The organism is Pseudomonas paraglycinae, assembly GCF_021601625.1.
Lineage (GTDB): Bacteria > Pseudomonadota > Gammaproteobacteria > Pseudomonadales > Pseudomonadaceae > Aquipseudomonas > Aquipseudomonas paraglycinae.
In genome coordinates, this window is sequence record NZ_BQHR01000012.1 from 200,285 (window position 1) to 221,112 (window position 20,828).

General features: G+C 62.6%; 17 protein-coding genes and 1 other RNA gene. 7 read left to right on the forward strand and 11 right to left on the reverse strand.

Translation table 11 applies throughout. From position 1 onward, the window contains the following. Window positions 1–211: 211 nt before the first annotated feature. The 4 genes from L6D82_RS19295 to hemN all read left to right on the forward strand — a co-directional run bounded on the left by L6D82_RS19295 (window position 212) and on the right by hemN (window position 5,038). On the forward strand, window positions 212–2,662 hold the full coding sequence (locus L6D82_RS19295; RefSeq protein WP_236191032.1) for a heavy metal translocating P-type ATPase: 2,451 nt from the start codon (window positions 212–214) through the stop codon (window positions 2,660–2,662). A 22-nt stretch (window positions 2,663–2,684) separates the two neighbouring features. Further along, on the forward strand, window positions 2,685–2,897 hold the full coding sequence (ccoS, locus tag L6D82_RS19300; protein ID WP_007951659.1) for a cbb3-type cytochrome oxidase assembly protein CcoS: 213 nt from the start codon (window positions 2,685–2,687) through the stop codon (window positions 2,895–2,897). Further along, window positions 2,890–3,573, forward strand: a complete 684-nt coding sequence (locus L6D82_RS19305) for a sulfite exporter TauE/SafE family protein (RefSeq protein WP_236191033.1) — start codon at window positions 2,890–2,892, stop codon at window positions 3,571–3,573. The genes ccoS and L6D82_RS19305 overlap by 8 nt, the downstream gene beginning before the upstream one ends. Window positions 3,574–3,655: 82 nt before the next feature. After that, window positions 3,656–5,038 carry an oxygen-independent coproporphyrinogen III oxidase gene (gene hemN / locus L6D82_RS19310; protein WP_011333280.1) on the forward strand — a complete coding sequence of 461 codons (1,383 nt, stop codon included), beginning with the start codon at window positions 3,656–3,658 and terminating at the stop codon, window positions 5,036–5,038. On the opposite strand, the gene L6D82_RS19315 is transcribed toward hemN, so the two are convergent. Then, on the reverse strand, window positions 5,035–5,517 hold the full coding sequence (locus tag L6D82_RS19315) for a hypothetical protein (protein ID WP_236191035.1): 483 nt from the start codon (window positions 5,515–5,517) through the stop codon (window positions 5,035–5,037). The two genes, hemN and L6D82_RS19315, sit on opposite strands and share 4 nt — an antisense overlap. 155 nt (window positions 5,518–5,672) lie before the next feature. On the opposite strand from L6D82_RS19315, the gene fnr reads away from it, so the two are divergent. Further along, on the forward strand, window positions 5,673–6,407 hold the full coding sequence (fnr, locus tag L6D82_RS19320; protein WP_007951654.1) for a fumarate/nitrate reduction transcriptional regulator Fnr: 735 nt from the start codon (window positions 5,673–5,675) through the stop codon (window positions 6,405–6,407). Between the two features lie 78 nt (window positions 6,408–6,485). Continuing rightward, the gene (locus L6D82_RS19325) at window positions 6,486–7,034 is read left to right on the forward strand and encodes an adenine phosphoribosyltransferase (protein WP_003223345.1); all 549 of its coding nucleotides are present in this window, start codon (window positions 6,486–6,488) and stop codon (window positions 7,032–7,034) included. Between the two features lie 58 nt (window positions 7,035–7,092). Here the strand turns inward: L6D82_RS19325 and L6D82_RS19330 are convergent, their stop codons facing one another. The 5 genes from L6D82_RS19330 to dnaX form a co-directional block, all read right to left on the reverse strand. After that, entirely contained in the window at window positions 7,093–8,241 is a 1,149-nt protein-coding gene (locus tag L6D82_RS19330; protein WP_236191037.1) for an acyl-CoA dehydrogenase family protein, read from the reverse strand. Between the two features lie 71 nt (window positions 8,242–8,312). Beyond that, window positions 8,313–8,915: a recombination mediator RecR gene (gene recR / locus L6D82_RS19335; RefSeq protein WP_007951652.1), complete on the reverse strand. Its 603-nt coding sequence runs from the start codon at window positions 8,913–8,915 to the stop codon at window positions 8,313–8,315. Between the two features lie 66 nt (window positions 8,916–8,981). Continuing rightward, window positions 8,982–10,016: an NADP-dependent oxidoreductase gene (locus L6D82_RS19340; protein ID WP_236191039.1), complete on the reverse strand. Its 1,035-nt coding sequence runs from the start codon at window positions 10,014–10,016 to the stop codon at window positions 8,982–8,984. Between the two features lie 280 nt (window positions 10,017–10,296). Continuing rightward, window positions 10,297–10,635, reverse strand: a complete 339-nt coding sequence (locus L6D82_RS19345; RefSeq protein ID WP_007951650.1) for a YbaB/EbfC family nucleoid-associated protein — start codon at window positions 10,633–10,635, stop codon at window positions 10,297–10,299. 67 nt (window positions 10,636–10,702) lie between these two features. After that, window positions 10,703–12,787, reverse strand: a complete 2,085-nt coding sequence (gene dnaX, locus L6D82_RS19350) for a DNA polymerase III subunit gamma/tau (RefSeq protein WP_085747890.1) — start codon at window positions 12,785–12,787, stop codon at window positions 10,703–10,705. A 145-nt stretch (window positions 12,788–12,932) separates the two neighbouring features. On the opposite strand from dnaX, the gene L6D82_RS19355 reads away from it, so the two are divergent. Further along, the gene (locus tag L6D82_RS19355) at window positions 12,933–13,682 is read left to right on the forward strand and encodes a substrate-binding periplasmic protein (protein ID WP_085747891.1); all 750 of its coding nucleotides are present in this window, start codon (window positions 12,933–12,935) and stop codon (window positions 13,680–13,682) included. Window positions 13,683–13,691: 9 nt separating this feature from the next. On the opposite strand, the gene L6D82_RS19360 is transcribed toward L6D82_RS19355, so the two are convergent. The 5 genes from L6D82_RS19360 to zipA all read right to left on the reverse strand — a co-directional run bounded on the left by L6D82_RS19360 (window position 13,692) and on the right by zipA (window position 20,656). Then, entirely contained in the window at window positions 13,692–15,647 is a 1,956-nt protein-coding gene (locus L6D82_RS19360) for a hypothetical protein (RefSeq protein ID WP_085747892.1), read from the reverse strand. Window positions 15,648–15,877: 230 nt separating this feature from the next. After that, an RNA gene (gene ffs, locus L6D82_RS19365) (signal recognition particle sRNA small type) lies at window positions 15,878–15,974 on the reverse strand. 111 nt (window positions 15,975–16,085) lie between these two features. Then, window positions 16,086–17,252: a zinc-binding metallopeptidase family protein gene (locus tag L6D82_RS19370; RefSeq protein WP_085747893.1), complete on the reverse strand. Its 1,167-nt coding sequence runs from the start codon at window positions 17,250–17,252 to the stop codon at window positions 16,086–16,088. 92 nt (window positions 17,253–17,344) lie between these two features. Beyond that, a complete protein-coding gene (gene ligA / locus L6D82_RS19375) occupies window positions 17,345–19,702 on the reverse strand; it encodes an NAD-dependent DNA ligase LigA (RefSeq protein ID WP_236191049.1) in 2,358 nt (785 codons plus the stop codon). Window positions 19,703–19,789: 87 nt separating this feature from the next. Further along, entirely contained in the window at window positions 19,790–20,656 is an 867-nt protein-coding gene (zipA, locus tag L6D82_RS19380; protein WP_064378762.1) for a cell division protein ZipA, read from the reverse strand. Window positions 20,657–20,828 lie beyond the last annotated feature (172 nt).

Consider the following 20,828-nt stretch of genomic DNA (forward strand, 5'->3'; position numbering starts at 1 on the left):
AGCCTGCAAGTGCCCCCTCACCCTGGCCCTCTCCCCCTGGAGAGGGAACTGATCTCGGACGCTTGCACGCGCCATGTATGCCAGTGACGATGTCGCTGACTGAACCCATTAATCCGGCCACCACCGATCGGCCCCCTCTCCCTCCGGGAGAGGGCTGGGGTGAGGGCAAGCGGACCACTCGATTCCAAGGGTTTATTCCCTCGACAATGCCATGACCATTCCAATCCCCTGCTACCACTGCGCCCTGCCCGTCCCGGCCGGCAGCCGCTTCACCGCCGTCGTGCTCGGGGAGTCCCGCGAGTTCTGCTGCCCCGGCTGCCAGGCCGTGGCCGAAGCCATCGTCGCCGGCGGCCTGGAAAGTTATTACCAGCATCGCAGCGAAGCTTCGGCCAACCCCGAAGCGCTGCCGGTGCAACTGGTCGATGAACTTGAGCTGTACGACCGCGCCGACGTGCAGCAACCGTTCGTGCGCCACGAAGGTGAACTGGCCGAAACCACGTTGCTGATGGAAGGCATCAGTTGCGCCGCCTGCGGCTGGCTGATCGAGAAACACCTGCGCACCCTGCCCGCTGTGGCCGAGGCGCGGCTGAACCTGTCCAACCATCGCCTGCATGTGCGCTGGGCAGACACTCAGTTGCCGCTGAGCCAGATCCTCGGCGAACTGCGCCACATCGGCTACGCCGCACACCCGTATCAGGCCGACCGCGCCAGCGAACAACTGGCCAGCGAAAACCGCCTTGCCCTGCGCCAACTCGGGGTCGCCGGGCTGCTGTGGTTTCAGGCGATGATGGCGACCATGGCGACCTGGCCGGAATTCAACATCGACCTCAGCCCGGAACTACACACGATCCTGCGCTGGGTCGCGCTGTTCCTCACCACGCCGATCGTGTTCTACAGCTGCGCGCCGTTTTTCAAAGGGGCCATGCGCGACCTGCGCACCCGTCACCTGACCATGGACGTCTCGGTATCACTGGCGATCGGCGCGGCTTATGTCGCCGGGATCTGGACTTCGATCACCGGGGTCGGCGAGCTGTACTTCGACGCGGTAGGCATGTTCGCCCTGTTCCTGCTCGCCGGGCGCTACCTCGAACGTCGCGCCCGCGAGCGCACCGCCGCTGCCACCGCACAACTGGTCAATCTGTTGCCCGCCTCGTGCCTGCGCCTCGACGACGCCGGCCAGAGCGAACGCATCCTGCTCAGCGAACTGCGCCTCGGTGATCGCGTGCTGGTGCAACCGGGTTCGGTGCTGCCGGCGGACGGCAAGATCCTCGACGGTCAATCGAGCATCGACGAATCGGTGCTGACCGGCGAATACCTGCCGCAACCGCGCGCCAAGGGCGACGCCGTCACCGCCGGCACGCTGAACGTGGAAGGCGCGCTGACCGTCGAAGTGCAGGCGCTCGGCCAGGACACGCGACTGTCGGCCATTGTTCGCCTGCTGGATCGCGCCCAGGCGGAAAAACCACGGCTGGCGGAAATCGCCGACCGCGCAGCGCAATGGTTCCTGTTGTTGTCGTTGATCGCAGCCGCCGCCATCGGCCTGCTGTGGTGGGAGCTGGATTCGTCGCGAGCGTTCTGGATCGTCCTCGCGATGCTGGTTGCAACCTGCCCGTGCGCGCTGTCGCTGGCGACGCCGACCGCCCTCACCGCCGCCACCGGCACCCTGCATAAACTCGGCCTGCTGCTGACGCGCGGTCATGTGCTGGAAGGCCTGAACCAGATCGACACGGTGATTTTCGACAAGACCGGCACCCTCACCGAAGGCCGATTGGTGCTGCGTTCGATCCGCCCGCTTGGCGCCCTCGACAGCGATCAATGCCTGAGCCTCGCCGCCGCCCTGGAAAACCGTTCCGAACACCCGATCGCCCGCGCCTTCGGTCGCGCACCGCTGGCTGCCGAAGATGTCCACAGCACGCCGGGCCTGGGGCTTGAAGGATTGGTCGGCGAACAACGTTTGCGCATCGGTCAGGCGGATTTTGTCTGCGATCTCAGCGCCGCGCCTGTGCCGTCGATGCCGAAGGAGCCGGGGCAATGGCTGCTGCTCGGTGACCTCCAGGGACCGCTGGCCTGGTTCGCCCTCGACGACCGTCTGCGCGACGACGCTCCGGCCCTGCTCGCCGCCTGCAAGGCGCGCGGCTGGCGCACACTGCTGCTGTCGGGCGACAGTTCGCCGATGGTCGCCAGCGTCGCTGCCGAACTGGGTATCGACGAGGCCCGGGGCGGTCTGCGTCCGGACGACAAGCTGCAAGTGCTGCAACAACTGCACAGGGACGGCCGCAAGGTGTTGATGCTCGGCGACGGCGTCAATGACGTGCCGGTGCTGGCCGCTGCGGACATCAGCGTGGCCATGGGCTCGGCCACCGATCTGGCGAAAACCAGTGCCGATGCGGTGTTGCTGTCCAACCGCCTCGACGCCTTGGTACAAGCCTTCACGCTGGCCCGCCGCACCCGCCGGGTGATCATCGAGAACCTGTTGTGGGCCGCGCTGTACAATGGCCTCATGTTGCCGTTCGCCGCCCTCGGCTGGATCACTCCGGTGTGGGCCGCCGTCGGCATGTCGATCAGTTCGCTGACCGTGGTGCTCAACGCCCTGCGCCTGACTCGCCTGCCGAGTGCGCCGGCCGTCAGCGCCACGTCAGAAACCCGCCCGCTGCCGGCCTGAGCCGCGCGGGCATGGAGTACAGATGCCAGCTCTCTACGTGATGATTCCGGCCGCGCTGCTGATCGTGGCCATCGCCGTCTACATCTTCTTCTGGGCGGTGGACAGCGGCCAGTACGACGACCTCGACGGCCCGGCCCACAGCATCCTGTTCGACGACCAGGACCCGAACCACACCGCCGCCGTGGACGAAGCCAACCCGGCCAAACCGGACGACAAGGCGCCACCCCATGCTTGAACTGGCGCCACTGCTGGTGTCTGCGTTGATTCTCGGCCTGCTCGGCGGCGGGCATTGCCTGGGCATGTGCGGCGGCCTGATGGGCGCGCTGACCCTGGCGATTCCCAAGGAGCAACGCAGCCGACGCTTTCGATTGCTGCTGGCCTATAACCTCGGGCGGATTCTCAGTTATGCCACGGCGGGATTGCTGATCGGGCTGGCGGGATGGGCGGTGGCCAACAGTCCTGCTGCGCTGTTTATGCGGGTTCTGGCCGGGTTGCTGCTGATCGCCATGGGTTTGTACCTCGCGGGCTGGTGGAGCGGCCTGACCCGCATTGAGAGCCTCGGTCGCGGACTGTGGCGCTACATTCAACCGGTGGCCAACCGCTTGCTGCCGGTGTCGAGCCTGCCTCGCGCTTTGCTGCTCGGCGCGCTGTGGGGCTGGCTGCCGTGCGGGCTGGTTTACAGCACGTTGCTGTGGTCGGCCAGTCAGGGCAATGCACTCGACAGCGCGTTGCTGATGCTCGCCTTCGGGCTCGGCACCTGGCCGGTGTTGCTGGCGACCGGCCTCGCGGCGGAACGAGTGACTGCACTGCTGCGCAAACGCAGCGTGCGTATGGCCGGCGGTCTGCTGGTGATCCTGTTCGGCATCTGGACCGTGCCGGGGCCGCACCAGCACTGGCTGATGGGCCACTGATCCCGTTGATGCAAATCAAGACGCCTTTTTGTGCCCTCCCCTAGACTCGGCACACTGCCAGCCTATCCGGGGGAATGCCCGCATGCTCGACGCCATTCGTTGGGACACCGATTTGATCCGCCGCTACGACCTGGCGGGGCCGCGCTACACCTCGTACCCGACGGCCGTGCAATTTCACAGTCAGGTCGGCACCTTCGACCTGTTCCACGCCCTGCGCGACAGCCGCAAGGCCCTGCGCCCGCTGTCGCTGTACGTGCACGTGCCGTTCTGCGCGAACATTTGCTACTACTGCGCCTGCAACAAGGTCATCACCAAGGATCGCGGCCGTGCGCTGCCCTATCTGCAACGGCTCGAGCAGGAAATCCAGCTGATCGCCTGCCACCTCGACCCGGCGCAGAAAGTCGAACAACTGCATTTCGGCGGCGGCACGCCGACCTTTCTCAGCCACGATGAATTGCGCCAGTTGATGGCGCACCTGCGCAAGCATTTCAATCTGCTGGACGATGACTCCGGTGATTACGGCATCGAGATCGACCCGCGTGAAGCCGACTGGTCGACCATGGGCCTGCTGCGTGAATTGGGCTTCAACCGGGTCAGCATCGGCCTGCAGGATCTCGACCCGGCGGTACAACGGGCGGTCAATCGCCTGCAAAGCCTGGAAGAAACCCGTGCGGTGATCGACGCGGCGCGCACCCTGCAATTTCGCTCGATCAACATCGACCTGATCTACGGCCTGCCCAAGCAGACCCCGGACAACTTCGCCCGCACCGTCGAGGAAGTCATCAGCCTGCAACCGGACCGTCTGTCGGTGTTCAACTACGCGCACCTGCCGGAACGCTTCATGCCGCAGCGGCGGATCAACGGCAACGAACTGCCGAGCCCGGCGCAGAAACTGGAAATGCTGCAACGCACCATCGAACAACTGACCGCTGCTGGCTATCGCTACATCGGCATGGACCATTTCGCCCTGCCCGACGATGAACTGGCGATTGCTCAGGAAGAATCAACCCTGCAACGCAATTTCCAGGGCTACACCACCCACGGTCATTGCGACCTGATCGGGCTGGGCGTGTCGGCGATCAGCCAGATCGGTGATCTGTACTGCCAGAACAGCAGCGATCTCAATCACTACCAGAACACCCTAGCCGGCGCGCAACTGGCCACCAGCCGAGGCCTGGTGTGCAACGCCGACGACCGCTTGCGCCGCGCGGTGATCCAGCAACTGATCTGCAATTTCAGCCTGGATTTCGCCGAGATCGAGCGCAGCTTTAACATCGATTTTCAGGGCTACTTCGGCGCGCTCTGGCCGCAACTGCAAGGCATGGCGCAGGACGGGCTGATCGAACTGGATCGCGAGCGCATCACCGTGCTGCCGGCCGGGCGCCTGCTGGTGCGTTCGGTGTGCATGGTGTTCGACGCGTATCTGGAACAGCAGAACCGCCAGCGTTTTTCGCGGGTGATTTAGCTCTTCATCAGCAGCGAGTTGGTTTTCAGGTTCTGGTCAGCGGTCAGGCTTGATTGGTCGATGACCTTGGCCAGGGACAGATTGGCGGTGATCAGACCGTTGTTGAGGGCGGAGATGGCGCCTTTGAGGGCAGCGATCTTGGCGAACCGCTCTTCGTTGGAAAGGGTCTTGTTGGCCATCAGCGCGTTGATCTGGGCGTTCTTCTCGGCGATCTGCTGGCGAAACTTGCGGATCATCTTCAGCAATTGCTGGACGTTTTCAGGCAAACCGCTTTCTTCGATATCGCGGTTTTTCCCGCCGGCACCGGCGGATTTTGCAATGGCGGCACCGGACAGCGACACTTTGACGCCCTCGACCAAGGTCGGGCTTCCCAATGATGCCGCGTCTGTGCCGGACTCATCGTCAACGGAGGTTTCAGCACTTTCCAGCAACGACGCAACGCCACTGTTACCGGGGGTCAGCGTACCAATAACAGTCATCGAAGCGGTTCCTTGCATGCCGTCAGATACCTGTTTATCGGCTGTCATCCCTGCGGCTTTATGCCGTGGGGGCAATCTCGCCACAGGCTGGCCTGAATGTCCTCCGCTGGGTTACCCTTACGCCTTATGTGTGTTTTCCCACAAGGATTTAAGAAATGTCCGAGCCAGTTAAACTGCGCGCTCACAACCAGGCTAATTGCAAGGATTGCAGCCTGGCCCCTCTCTGCCTGCCACTTTCGCTGAATCTGGAAGACATGGATGCGCTGGACGAAATCGTTAAACGTGGCCGCCCGTTGAAAAAGGGTGAGTTCCTGTTCCGCCAGGGCGACACCTTCGATTCCGTTTATGCAGTACGCTCCGGCGCCCTCAAGACCTTCAGCCTGAGCGACACCGGCGAAGAGCAACTGACCGGCTTCCACCTGCCGAGCGAACTGGTCGGGCTGTCCGGCATGGACACCGAGAAACACCCGGTTTCCGCCCAGGCGCTGGAAACCACTTCGGTCTGCGAGATTCCGTTCGAACGCCTCGACGAGCTGGCCCTGCAATTGCCGCAGCTGCGCCGCCAGTTGATGCGCGTGATGAGCCGCGAAATCCGCGACGACCAGCAAATGATGTTGCTGCTGTCGAAGAAAACCGCCGACGAGCGCATCGCCACCTTCCTGGTCAACCTGTCGGCACGCTTCCGCGCTCGCGGCTTCTCCGCCAACCAGTTCCGCCTGAGCATGTCGCGCAATGAAATCGGCAACTACCTTGGGCTGGCGGTGGAAACCGTGTCCCGGGTCTTCACCCGCTTCCAGCAGAACGAACTGATCGCCGCCGAAGGCAAGGAAATCCATATCCTCGACCCGATCCAGCTCTGCGCCCTGGCCGGCGGCTCGCTCGAAGTCTGATCTCGACCCGCGGCCGAGCGAATCGTTTCAGCCGCGGGTATACTGCGCCGTTTGCAGCCCTGCCAGGACACCTCGACGATGGTCTTCGACTCCTTCGACATCAAATCCCTGATCCGCCCCGTGATCGACTTCCCGAAACCGGGCGTGATCTTTCGCGACATCACCCCGCTGTTCCAGTCGCCCAAGGCCCTGCGCCTGGTGATGGACAGCTTCGCCCACCGCTACGTCGAAGCCGACTTCACCCACATCGGCGCGATGGATGCGCGTGGTTTCCTGATCGGTTCGGTGCTGGCCTATCAACTGAACAAGCCGCTGGTGCTGTTCCGCAAGCAAGGCAAACTGCCGGCGGACGTGCTGGCTGAAGGGTACGCGACCGAGTACGGCGAAGCGTTTCTGGAAGTACACGCCGACAGCCTGTGCGAAGGCGATTCGGTGGTGATGTTCGATGACCTGATCGCCACCGGTGGCACGCTGATCGCAGCGGCCAACCTGATCCGCCGCATGGGCGCCCGCGTTCATGAAGCGGCGGCGATCATCGATCTGCCGGAACTGGGTGGTTCGCAGCGTCTTGAGGACATGGGGATTCCGACGTTCTGCCTGACGCAGTTTGCGTTGACTGATAAATAATCAGCCCCGCGCCTCGATCGTTCCCACGCTCCGCGTGGGAACGATCGAACACCGAAGATTACAGTCCCATCTGCTTGCTGATGATCTCGTTCATCACTTCCCGCGTCCCGCCGCCAATCGACAAGATGCGGTTATCCCGGTACAGCCGCTCCACCAGGCTTTCGCGCATATAACCCAACCCGCCAAGAATCTGCACCGCCTCGTTGGTGATGCGATCCGAAGTGTCCGTGGCAAAGTTCTTGGCCATGGAAATCTCCTTGATCACGCTCTGCCCCGCCGCCATCTTCGCCGCCTGCCGGTAGGTGAACTCCCGCGAGACTTCCAGCGCCGTGGCCATTTCCGCGAGGCGATGCTTGATCACCTGGAACTTGCCGATGGGTTTGCCGAACGCTTGTCGCTCCTTCGCCCACTTCAAGCTTTCTTCCAGCGCCAGTTGCGCGGTCATGTTGGCCATCAACGCAAGGGCCAGACGCTCGGATTGGAAGTTGCCCATGATGCAGGCAAAGCCCATGTTCTCCGCGCCGATCAGATTTCCCACAGGCACCCGGCAATCGTCGAAGAACAATTCAGCCGTGTCCGACGCCCACCAGCCCATTTTCTTCAGTTGCCGGCCGACGGTGAAACCCGGCGTACCCTTCTCGATCAACAGCAGGCTGATGCCACCAAAACCGGGCGCACCGGTACGCACTGCGACGGTGTAGTAGTCGGCGCGTACGCCACTGGTGATAAAGGTTTTGCTGCCGCTGACCCGGTAATGGTCGCCGTCGCGTACGGCGCGGGTCTGCAGGTTGGCGACGTCGGAACCGCCGCCCGGCTCGGTGACGGCCAAGGCGCTGATCTTCTCGCCGCGGAGCACTTGGGGGACGACGCAATCGCGGACTTCAGGCCGGGCCCATTTTACGATCGGCGGCAAACCGATATCGAGCGAACCAAGCCCGGCCACCAGCCCGCCGGAGCCGCAGCGCATCAGTTCTTCGCTGGCGGCGATCTTGGCGAACAGATCACCTTCATGACTGCCGCCGAGCGCTTCGGGGTAACCGATGCCGAGGATCCCGGCCGCACCGGCCTTGAGGTACAGATCACGGGGAAAGCTTTCGGCTTCTTCCCACGCATCAATGTCCGGCAGGATCTCACGCTCGACGAAACGTCTGACGCTGTCGCGGATCATTTGGTGGCTGGGGTCGAAGTATTCCTGGAAGGCGGGCATCGGCGAACTCCATGGAAGGGTTCGCCGAACTTAACCGAGCGCTTGCTTGGTTTTCAACAGGATTGTGTGGCTCAGAGGGAAATCGGCTTGCGCCCGGCAAACGAGTGCGCCAGCGTGCCGCCGTCCACCAGTTCCAGTTCGCCACCCAACGGTACGCCGTGGGCGATGCGCGAGGCGATCAGGCCTTTGTTCTGCAGCAACTGGGCGATGTAGTGGGCGGTTGCTTCGCCTTCCACGGTCGGGTTGGTGGCGAGGATGACTTCGGTGAAGGTGCCCGCCTCTTCGATCCGCGCCATCAATTGCGGAATGCCGATGGCCTCCGGGCCGAGCCCGTCCAACGGGGACAGGTGCCCCTTGAGCACGAAATAGCGACCGCGAAATCCGGTCTGCTCGACCGCGTAAACGTCCATCGGCCCTTCCACCACGCACAGCAGCGTGTCGTCGCGGCGGGTGTCGGCACATTGCGGGCACAGATCGTCTTCGGTCAGCGTGCGGCACTGGCGGCAGTGTCCGACCCCTTCCATGGCCTGGCTCAAGGCCTGGGCCAGACGCGTACCGCCGCTGCGGTCACGTTCGAGCAACTGCAACGCCATACGCTGAGCAGTTTTCTGACCCACGCCCGGCAAAGTTCGCAGGGCGTCGATCAGTTGGCGAATCAAAGGGCTGAAGCTCATGGGGAAAAAGTCCGACAAAACAACGAGACGCGGTTTATACCCGCGCCTCCGGCCAGCGTCAAATCCTCAGTCCTGGGCGACCTTCACCACCAGTTTGCCGAAGTTGCGCCCCTCCAGCAGCCCGATAAACGCCTCAGGCGCCTGCTCCAGGCCCTCGACCACGTCCTCGCGGAACTTCACCTTGCCATCGCGTACCCACGGCACCATGGCGCTGATGAATTCCGGCTGACGGTCACCGTAGTCGTCGAACACGATGAAACCCTGAATACGTGCGCGTTTGGTCAGCAAGGTGCGTTGCAAGGCGGGCAAACGATCCGGGCCTTTCGGCGCTTCCGAGGCGTTGTAGCCAGCAATCAGGCCGCACAGCGGGATCCGCGCCTTGGGATTGAGCAGCGGCACGACGGCATCAAAAACGTGGCCGCCGACGTTTTCATAATAGATGTCGATGCCATTGGGGCAGGCTTTGGCCAGTTGCTCGGCGAAGTCCGGTGCCTTGTGATCGATACAGGCGTCGAAGCCCAGTTCTTCGACCACGTATTTGCACTTCTCGGCACCACCGGCCACGCCGACGGCGCGCAGGCCTTTGATCTTGGCGACCTGACCGACCACCGAACCCACTGCGCCGGAAGCGGCGGCGACCACCAGAGTCTCCCCTTCTTTCGGCTGGCCAATGTCCATCAGTCCCATGTACGCGGTCATGCCAGGCATGCCCAGTACCCCGAGCGCCATCGACGGGCTCGGCAGCCCGGACGGGATCGGGATGATGTTGCGGCCATCGCTGATGCTGTGGCTTTGCCAGCCAGTGGCACCGACGACCAGATCGCCGGGATGGAATTTCGGATGACGCGACTGTTCGACCCGGCTGACAGCGCCGCCGGTCATCACCTCGCCGATTTGTACCGGCGCCGCGTAGGACGGTGCGTCACTCATGCGCCCGCGCATGTAGGGATCGAGCGACAGGTACAGGGTCTTGAGCAACACCTGGCCGTCTTCAAGATCCGGCAGCGCCTCGCGCTCCAGACGGAAGTTCTCGGGCGTTGGCGCGCCCACCGGCCGCGAGGCCAGCACGAAGCGTTGATTGAGGGTCAGAGGGTCGGACATGTCAGCGTCTCCTGTGAATGGTGAATTCGGCGGCATAGGGAGCAGACCTTGGTGGGCATGCTGCGTTCCGCTTGATAATCGTTGCCCGTTCGAGGTCTCGATCTGCCCACGCGGGAATAGCTTAACGGACGCTCCGTGTACGGCGTTGGATTTGGGACGCGGAGCGTCCCCGGCTGCATTCCCACGCAGACGGTTCGACGTGGGAACGATCGGGCGGAAACAAAAATGCCAGGCGCGATGCCTGGCATTTTTTGTAGCTCATCCAACCCGCAAAGGCGAATCAGAACGGCAGTTTCATACCGGCCGGCAGGTTCATGCCAGCGGTCATGCTGCCCATCTTGGCCTGGCTGTTGGCTTCGATCTGACGCACGGCGGCGTTGACGGCTGCAGCCACCAGATCCTCGACCACTTCGCGGTCGTCTTCGTCCAGGCCCGGCAGTACGCTCGGGTCGATGCTGACTTTTTTCACGTCATGACGACCGGTCATCACCACGGTGACCAGATCGCCACCGGCTTTGCCGGTGACTTCGGCGTTGGCCAGTTCTTCCTGCATCTTGGCCATTTTTTCCTGCATCTGCTGCGCCTGCTTCATCAGGCCGGCCATGCCACCTTTCATCATGGGAATCACCTCAAAAGTACTTGGATCAAAACAGCGCCCGGCCATACAGGCCGGACGCCCTCAGTTATTAGCCCTGACTGACCAGGGCGTCGACAGGTTCAATAGTATCGTGTCGCACGACCGCACCGAACTGCTGGACCATCTGCTGGATGAACGGATCGCCGTGGATCGATTCCTCCGCCTCGCGCTGACGGTTGGCACGACGCCGGGACGCGGCCTGGGCCGGGGTTTCCTGCTCGGGCTTGATCAGCTCTATGGTCAGGGTCAGCGTGCGCCCGTGGAACTGATTCAGCGCATCGTTGAGACGACGTTGCTGGGTGGCGTTGAACAAGGCGCTGTGGGCCGGGTCCAGGTGCATCAGCCAGTTGTCACCATCGACCGCGATCAGCGTGCAGTTGGCGGCGATGCTGCCGGTCATGCCGGAGATCGGCAGTTGCGGGAACAGCTCCAGCCATTGCAGGGCCAGACCGGTGGCCGGCGCGGCGGCAGGTTCCGGCTCGGGCTCCGGGGCCGGTTCTGCGGCGTGTTCGCTGGCCAGATCGTCGAGGTAACTGTAGGCCGAATCCATGTCCGGCTCGATGTAGTCCTCGTCGAGCGGCGGCTCGTCGTCCATGTCCATGCCCGGCGTGGCGGCATCGACCTCGGCTACTGACGGCTCGGGGATCGGCGCGGCGGCCCACTCCGGGGCGTCCGGCACGACGCTGTCCGGGGTCGGCAGCGGCATCGGCGGCAAATCCGGTTGTTCGGCGGTGGTTTCCAGCACCGGCTCGACCGCTGGCTGCTGCACAGGCGCCGGTTCTACCGGGTCGTTCCACGGCAGGTCGACGACTTCTTCAACGGCGACCGGCTCGGGCTCTGGCTCAGGAACGGTTTCAGGCGCAATCACCGGGGCAACCGGTGCAGGCTCGGGAGCCGGCGCAGGTGCAACCACCGGCGCTGGCGCGGGCGCAACAGCCGCAGCAACTACCGGCGCAGGTTTCGGCGCGGCAGCCACTGAGTTTGCGGAATCAACTGTGGCCTGGCTGATCCCCACTGGCTTTAGCGGTTGCCTCGGGGCGTCCGCCGTGTCTGCCGGCCGGAAGGCCAGCATCCGCAGCAGCACCATTTCGAAACCGCCTCGCGGGTCCGGCGCCAGCGGCAAGTCGCGGCGACCGATCAGGCCCATCTGGTAATAGAACTGCACGTCTTCGGCCGGCAAGGCCTGGGCCAGTGCCAGCACCCGGTCACGGTCGCCGTGACCGTTGTCGACACCTTCCGGCAAGGCCTGGGCGATGGCGATGCGGTGCAGCACGTTGAGAATTTCCGAGAGCACGCCGTTCCAGTCCGGCCCCTGTTCGGCCAGATGGCGCACGGCCTCTAGCAATGCCTTGGCGTCGCCTTCGATCAGCGCATGCAGCACGTCGTAGACCTGACCGTGATCCAGCGTACCGAGCATCGCCCGCACGTCGGCGGCCAATACCTTGCCTTCACCGAAGGCGATGGCCTGATCGGTCAGGCTCATGGCGTCACGCATCGAACCGTCGGCCGCGCGGCCGAGCAGCCACAAGGCGTCGTCTTCAAACGGGACGTTTTCGGCGCCCAGAACGTGGGTCAGATGCTCGACCACCCGCTCCGGGGTCATGTTCTTCAGGGAGAACTGCAGGCATCGCGACAAAATCGTTGCCGGAAGTTTCTGCGGGTCGGTAGTCGCCAGGATGAACTTGACGTAGGGCGGCGGCTCTTCGAGGGTTTTCAGCAGCGCATTGAAGGAATGGCTGGAGAGCATGTGCACTTCGTCGATCAGGTAGACCTTGAAGCGCCCGCGGCTTGGTGCGTACTGCACGTTGTCGAGCAGCTCGCGGGTGTCCTCGACCTTGGTCCGGCTCGCGGCGTCGATCTCGATCAGGTCAACAAAACGGCCTTCGTCGATCTCGCGGCACACCGAACACTCGCCACAAGGGCTTGAAGTGATACCTGTTTCACAGTTCAGGCATTTGGCGATGATCCGCGCAATCGTGGTCTTGCCGACGCCCCGCGTACCCGTGAAGAGGTAGGCGTGGTGCAGCCGCTGGCTGTCCAAGGCATTGATCAGAGCCTTGAGCACATGGGTCTGGCCGACCATTTCGCGGAACGAGCGCGGACGCCATTTACGTGCAAGAACCTGATAACTCATCGAAAACCGTCGCGGCAAAGGAAGCAGAAGCGGCTAATGCTAGCGGAGCAAGGCCAAAATTGCATCCGGTGTGCTCGTCTATTCTGGCTAAGCTGCATGAGCGAGGGCTTTTGTCGGCTCGGGATCGGGAATTACCGGAGCGTTTATGCGGTGGGCCGTGGGGGCATTACTGGGATTGAGCCTGAGCGCGATGGCGTCGCAACCGCCGCTGCGCTTCGTGGTTGCCGACAGCTGGGCGATGCCGATGGTGCAGATCGAACGCGGCCGCCCGACCCAGGGCATCCTCTACGACATGATGCTCAGCCTGGCGACCCAGATCGGCGTGCCAGCACAATTTCACGTCCTGCCCCGCGCCCGGGTGCAGAACGCCATGGAACACGGCGAAGTCGACGTGCGCTGCTATGCCGCACAATCCTGGCTGCCGAACCTGTCTGGCGATTACATCTGGAGCCTCCCGCTGTTCTTCCAGCGCGACCTGCTGATCAGCCGTCAGGACCAACCACCCAGCGCCGATCCGGCCCACCTGCCCCGCCAGTCGATCGGCACCGTGCTCGGCTACAGCTACCCCACGCTACAACCGATATTCGACGCCGATCGACTCTGGCGCGAAGACGCGCGCAATCAGGAGCAGGTGCTCGACAAACTGTTGGCCGGGCGCTACCGCTACGCCGTGAGCAATCAATGGACCCTGGACTGGTTCAACCAGCGCCTGCTGCCGGGGCAGCAACTGCAAGCGGTGGCGGTGTTGCAGGAGCAGAAGGTCGGCTGCTATGTGCGCAACGACCCGAATGTGCCGGTGCAGCGGATATTGAGGGCGTTGCTGCGGATGAAAATGTCGGGGGAGATTGATGACATTATCCGGTTGTATACCGGTGGTTCGGGCGGCGAGCCGTAAGCCAGACCCTCAATGCCCCGCCGTATCACGAAACCGCTGGTACTCGTGATACTCCACCCACTCGACCACATCGTACGGCACGTATAGCTTCAGCCTGGCCCGGGAGATGGCGATGTACACGGCGCAGATCCGTTGATCGAACGCGTAGGCATCCTTGAATTTCTCGTTGGTCAGCAGCCCCGGCGTCAGCAGCACCTTGTCGAACTCCATGCCTCCCGCCTCTTCCGCGAGCATCAGCAGGCAGCCGTTGCCGGCGTTATCGATCATTCGGTTCAGGCGCGTCAGGTCGGCAATCATGAAGCCGTTTTCCAGCTTGTCCTTGACCCGCAGAAACGACTCGTCGAACTGATTGGCGTCGCACACGGCCTGCCAGTCAGGCAGGTCGCTGAAGTACGGATGCACGCCGTTTTCGCTGAATTCGGAACGGTAGAAGTCAGGTTTGAACAGTTCGATGGCGGTGGCCATGAAATGCTTGAGTTCATCCTGGGTGCGCTTGTCCGGGAATCTGAACTTGCAGTTGGAGTCGTGCAGGTGGATAGCCCAGATCATGCTGTCCCACGGCGATGCCGTCAGCACTACGCAACCCTCGGACGGTACGAAACCTTCCGGGTACTCCTTGATAACAACATCGGCGTCACTGGCGCCTTCGAACGGAATCTTGCCCTTCTGCGAGTGCCGGGCGATCAGCGGATTGACCAGCCGTTCGACGTTGCGACCCGAGCGCACGGAATAGCTGATATCGCTTTGGCGAACCTCACGGTGCCGTTTGACCGGCACACCGCTGGCCTGCTGGTACTCGTCGCCGAGGGTGACCAGCACCTGACGACCGCGCTCGATGATCTGCAACAGCGATCCGGGAATGTCCTGGCTCTCATCAATCAACACGTGCGTGTAGCGCGCCGGCACCACGCAGCCGGCGATGCAGGCGCGCTTGATCATCAGCAGCGCTTCGAACCCGGTCTGGCTGCCCCACGCTGGATTGAGCTCGAGGTAGCCCCACACCCGGCTCGAATACTCCAGCAACACCTGAGCGTCGACGCTGGAGAGTGGCTGGTTGAAATGCGGCAGATGCTTCGCCGAAAACGTGTGATCGCGGAAGCGGCAGTAGCGCTCGATCACTTTGAGGCAGAGCTCAAGGGTCGCCGGCCCGTCGTGGTGGCGGAAACCGAAGATATTCAGTTCCTGCGCCAGCGCCTGACGGGTCGGGATTCGCCCTCCCTCCGCCTGAGGCCTGCGCCCGAGCATCAGCGACTGCGCAAACGCCAGGAAGGTCTTGCCGGCCTTCTTCTCGCTCGGCCCCAGCATGCGCTGACGAAGGACTTCGAGCTTGGCCGGGGTGCGCGCCAGCAACAGGGTCTTTTCCGGGCGCAGATGCTCCAGCAAAGCGACCAGCAGATGGCTTTTGCCGATACCCGCGTAACCTTGAACGTGCAGGTCTTCGTCCAGATTGGCGCGGAAGGTTCTGACCAGTTTGTCCTGCGCCGGGCTTAACCAGCGCTCGCGGTAACGGGGCGTCACTATCGGCTGGGTGAACGGGTCATGGCTGCGATGGCGCCGCACCTTGTATTCGAAGTCCCACTGGCCGTCGGGCAACAAGTAGTCGCGTGCGGATACTTCTTCGGCCAACAGAAAACGCAGGTTCAGAGGATTCAGGACCTTCAGGCCGAAATACAGTTTGCGCGGATCGAACAGTCGCTGCGCTTCCGACAGCAGGCCCGCGGTCGTTGCCTGACGAGTATCCACAGCCCACGCCAACAGCTTGGCCAGAATTTTCTCTGCCGCCACGGCGCCGAGATCCTGCTCTTTCGTCTGCACCAGATTCTGGATGACCAGCACCGCCGCCAACTCCGGATCGGTCAGGCTTTCGAGGGTTTTGGCCCCACCTGCCTGCAACAGGTTCGCGCAGGTTTCATCCGTGACGGGCAAGAACACAGGGCTGGATAGATCGGAATGTTCCGGGAGCATAAAACCTCGCGGCCAGGGCGCGGACCTTGCAAGGTCAATCCTGGCCAGACTCTTCATTTATTTCGGTGGCTGCGAGTATGCGCGATTGCAGGGGAAATGATTACCCCGTGTCGGCGCACTCGGGAGCAGGAGGTTTGGGTACGAGCCGCCAAATCGCAGGCATAAAAAAACCGCAGTGGGCGAAACCCATGCAGTTCAGTCGACGCGTTCGATGTTCGTTAAGGTGGTAACCCTACCAGCCACACCCCGGCACACAATGTTCCCGCTGTGGCTGCTGCCTTCCGGCTCTGACCAGGTTCACGGGTAATCGTTGCGGGGGGACCGATAGGGTCACCATAACGACGCTCGCCTGTCGGCGAGCCGCGCCATTGTACCTATCTGAGACGAAGTTACAACCGCTGGTTGAAGATTAAAAATATGAAGGGCTTCAAGCACTTGCTATTGCGCTTGCAGCACCTCGTCCGCGCGGCCGCCCTCTTGCTGGATCACCAGATGAATGAAGTGCAGCTTGGCGATCGCCGCCGGCGGCAGGACGAACGGATAGAAATCCGGCTGGCCCATGCTGCGCGACAGTTCGTTGAGCATCCCCGCCAGTTCGATCCACGCGTTGACGAACGACAGGAACGCCGCGCCGCCAGGATGCTCGGGGTCGTACAGCGTGCTCGACGGAAACGGCTGGTAGTCGAGGTCCATCTCCCGGGCACTCATGCCGAAGCCCAGCGCCGTATCCACCGCGTCCATCATGTGCAGGTAATGCGCCCAGGTTTCCGCCCAGTCTTCCCACGGGTGCATGGTGGCGTAGGCGCTGACGTAATGCTGCGGCCAGTCCGCCGGCGCGCCCTGTTGATAATGCCGCTCCAGCGCCTCGGCATAACTGGCGCGTTCATCGCCGAACAGGTTGCGGAATGAACCGAGCCACGGACCGTTGTCGATCAGGCGATCCCAGTAGTAGTGCCCGACCTCATGACGAAAGTGCCCAAGCAGCGTGCGATAGGGTTCGTGCATCTGCGCCCGAACCTGCTCGCGGTGGGCGTCGTCGGCTTCTGCGATATCGAGGGTGATCAGGCCGTTGGCGTGACCGGTCATCGGCGCGTTGCCTTGCAGATCAACGCCGATGAAATCGAAGGCCAGGCCGGTGGCTTCGTCGACGGTTTTCGGGACGACCGGCAGGCCAAGGCTGATCAGTTGCGCCACCAGTCGCCGCTTGGCGATTTCCACTTTGCGCCAGCGTTCGGGGTTTTCCGGGACGGACAGATCGGGGATGGTGCGGTTCAGAGCACAGGCCGCGCACAGGGTGTCGTGATCATTGGCGGGCAGCAGCCAGTTACAGGCTGCCGGTGTATCAAGGTTGGCGCAGCGCCGGAACAGCCCGGCCTCGGGATCGACGTCCAGCGTCCAAGTGCCCTCTTGCGGCCCCGGTTGCAGCGAGGTCAGGCGACTGTGTTCCGGTTGATAACCCAGCGCCGCGTTGCAGGCCAGGCACTGACTGTTGCGAAAGAACAGCGACTGGCCGCAGCGGCACGGCCAGATTTTGCTGTTGCGCGAGGATTCGCCCATGAACGGCGCGACGATGCGGGAACTGAGCTGCTCGAAAAAGCGGTACATGGCGATCTCTCCCTTGGGCTTGCCAAGACTAGATCATTCCCGCCCAAAGATCGTTCCCACGCTCTGCGTGGGAACGATCACCTGTCGATCAGTCAGGCGCTGATACCGTGCCCTTTCAGGAACGCGATAAACGCCTCCTCATCCATCACTTTCACGCCCAGTTCGTTGGCCTTGGTCAATTTCGACCCGGCGCCCGGCCCGGCGACCACGCAATGGGTCTTGGCCGACACGGAGCCGGCGACCTTGGCGCCGAGGCTTTCCAGGTGTTCCTTGGCGACGTCGCGGCTCATCAGCTCGACCTTGCCGGTCAGCACCCAGGTTTCCCTAGAAAGTGGCAGACCTTCGACGACTTTCTTTTCGCTCTGCCAGTGCATGCCGAAATCGCGCAGTTGCTTCTCGGCGTCTTCAGCCAGTTGACGATGCTCGGGCAAGGCAAAGAACTCGCGAACCGAGTTCGCCTGCTTCTCCGGCAATGCCTGGCGCATGTCCAGCCAGTCAGCGTTCATCACCCCTTCCAGCGTTTCGAACTTGTCCGCCAGCTTCTGCGCCCCGCCCGGCCCGACCGAAGGAATGTGCAGCTTGTCGAGGAAGCCGCCCAGCGTGGTGCTCGCGGCAAACTCGGCGCCCAGCTCGCCCTGATCCTGAATCTGCAAACCGTGGCCCAGCAGCTCGGTGATCACCTGCTGGTTGTGCGCATCTTCGAAGAAGCTGTGAATCTCGTGCGCCACTTCCAGGCCGATGTCCGGCAAGTACGTCAGCACCTGCGGCAAGGCTTGCTGAACACGCTCCAGCGACCCCAGCGAACGCGCCAGCACCTTGGCCGTCTCTTCGCCGACATCCGGAATGCCCAGCGCATAGATGAAGCGCGCCAGACCCGGCTTCTTGCTGTCTTCAATCGCAGCCAGCAACTTGTTGCTCGAAACCTCGGCAAAGCCCTCGAGGTCGACGATTTCTTCGAACTTCAGCGCGTAGAGATCGGCCGGCGAACTGACCAGACCTTCGTCCACCAGTTGCTCGACGCTCTTGTCGCCAAGGCCTTCGATGTCCATCGCGCGACGGGAGACGAAGTGAATGATCGCCTGCTTGAGCTGCGCACCACAGGCCAGTCGGCCGACGCAGCGATACACCGCACCTTCGCTGATGGTTTCCTTGCCCTTGCTGCGTTTGACCAGTTGCGTGCGTTCGACATGGGAGCCACAAACCGGGCAGCTCTCGGGAATCTGCACCGGCCGCGCATCTTCGGGACGACGCTCGGTCACCACCTGCACCACTTGCGGTATCACGTCACCGGCGCGGCGAATGATCACTGTGTCGCCGATCATCAGACCCAACCGGGCGACTTCATCCATGTTGTGCAGCGTGGCGTTGGCCACGGTGACGCCGGCGACCTTGACCGGTTTCAACCGCGCCACAGGGGTGACGGCGCCGGTGCGGCCGACCTGGAATTCCACGTCGAGCAGTTCGGTGAGTTCTTCCATCGCCGGGAATTTGTGGGCGATGGCCCAGCGCGGTTCCCGGGCGCGGAAGCCCAGTTCGCGCTGGTCGGCAATGCTGTTGACCTTAAACACCACGCCGTCGATTTCATAGGCCAGCGAATTACGGCGCTCACCGATATCGCGGTAATAATCCAGGCATTCGCCGATGCCCTTGGCCAGTTTCAATTCGTGGCTGATCGGCATGCCCCAGGCTTGCAGTTGCTTGAGGTTGCCGATGTGGGTGTCGGAAATATCGTGGGACACCTGACCGATACCGTAGCAGCAGAATTCCAGCGGCCGGTTGGCGGTGATCTTCGAATCCAGCTGGCGCAGGCTGCCGGCGGCGGCGTTGCGCGGGTTGGCGAAAGTCTTGCCGCCGACTTCCAGTTGCGAGGCGTTGAGGCGCTCGAAACCGGCCTTGGACATGAACACTTCGCCACGCACTTCCAGGGTCGCCGGCCAGCCCGTGCCGTGCAGCTTCAGCGGGATGTTGCGCACGGTGCGCACGTTGACGCTGATGTCTTCGCCAGTGGTGCCGTCGCCGCGCGTGGCGCCGCGTACCAGCACGCCATCCTGATACAGCAGGCTGACCGCCAGGCCATCGAGTTTCGGCTCGCAGCTGTATTCCACCGCCGCGCCACCGCCAAACAGGTCGCCGGCCGGGAGATCCAGACCTTCGGTCACCCGGCGATCGAACTCGCGCATGTCGGTTTCTTCGAAGGCGTTGCCGAGGCTGAGCATCGGCACTTCGTGACGCACCTGGGTGAACGCGGTCAGCGCCACGCTGCCGACACGCTGGGTCGGCGAGTCGCTGGTGATCAATTCCGGATTGGCCGCTTCCAGCGCCTTGAGCTCGTGGAACAACCGGTCGTACTCGGCATCCGGAATGCTCGGCTCATCGAGGACGTGGTAACGGTAGTTGTGCTGATCGAGTTCAGCGCGCAGCTCTAGAATGCGGTCTTTGGCGGCAGTCATGGGTGTTCTCTCATAAAGCAAAAGAGCAGCCGAGGCTGCTCAATCTATTTTGCCGATTGCCCCTTTATTGCGAGGCAACCTTTTCAATCAACGCTTCTGGGTCAGGGCGCGACGTTCGAATTCGACGATGCGCTGACGGTAGTGCTCGATGGTCTGCGCGGTCAGGACGCTGCGCTGGTCATCTTTCAACTCGCCGTTCAGTTCCTGGGACAGCTTGCGGGCTGCCGCGACCATCACATCGAAGGCCTGCTTCGGATGACGCGGGCCTGGCAGGCCGAGGAAGAAGCTCACCGCCGGGGTGCTGAAATGGTCGATGTCGTCCAGATCAAAGATGCCCGGCTTGACCGCGTTGGCCATGGAGAACAGCACTTCACCGTTGCCGGCCATGCTTTCGTGACGGTGGAAGATATCCATCTCGCCGAAACGCAGACCGCTTTCCAGAATGTTCTGCAGCAGTGCCGGGCCCTTGAAGCCGGCCGGGTCGCGGCAGATCACGCTGATCACCAGCACTTCTTCGGCTTGCGGCTGATCTTTATCAGCAACCGCCGGCGACGACTTGGCGGCAGGCTCGACGAAATCATCGTCGCGGCTGCTGAAGCTCGGGCCGCCGTCCAGATCCAGATCGAGGTTCAGGTCGCCCTGGGCCGGACCGTTGCTGCCGCGCTTGCCGCGCTTGGAACCGGATTCGCGAGGCTCGCGTGCTTCGCGGGCCGGCATGCTCACCGATGGCAGATCGTGTTCGTCCAGTTGCGGCTCTTTATGGGTATCCAGCACGCGGGCCGGGCCCAACAGCTCAGCGCTGGTGTCCTCGTCCGGCAGGTTGGACAGACTTCGGTCAAGACGGAATTTCAGTTTTCCCTTGCCGCCGCGCATACGGCGCCAGCCATCGAAAAGAATACCGGCTATCACAATGATGCCGATGACGATCAGCCACTCGCGCAGACCGATTTCCATGTAATCCCGTGCCTCTATAAAAAATGCTGAAAAATAAGGGGTTTACACTGTGCAAACCGCTTTAAAACGTGGCGCCAACTCTATGTTCTGACAGGCGTTTTGCCCACGTATACGAAAAATTGACATTAAACTAGCACGACCAAAGACAACTTTACACCGTCTGTCTCATTGG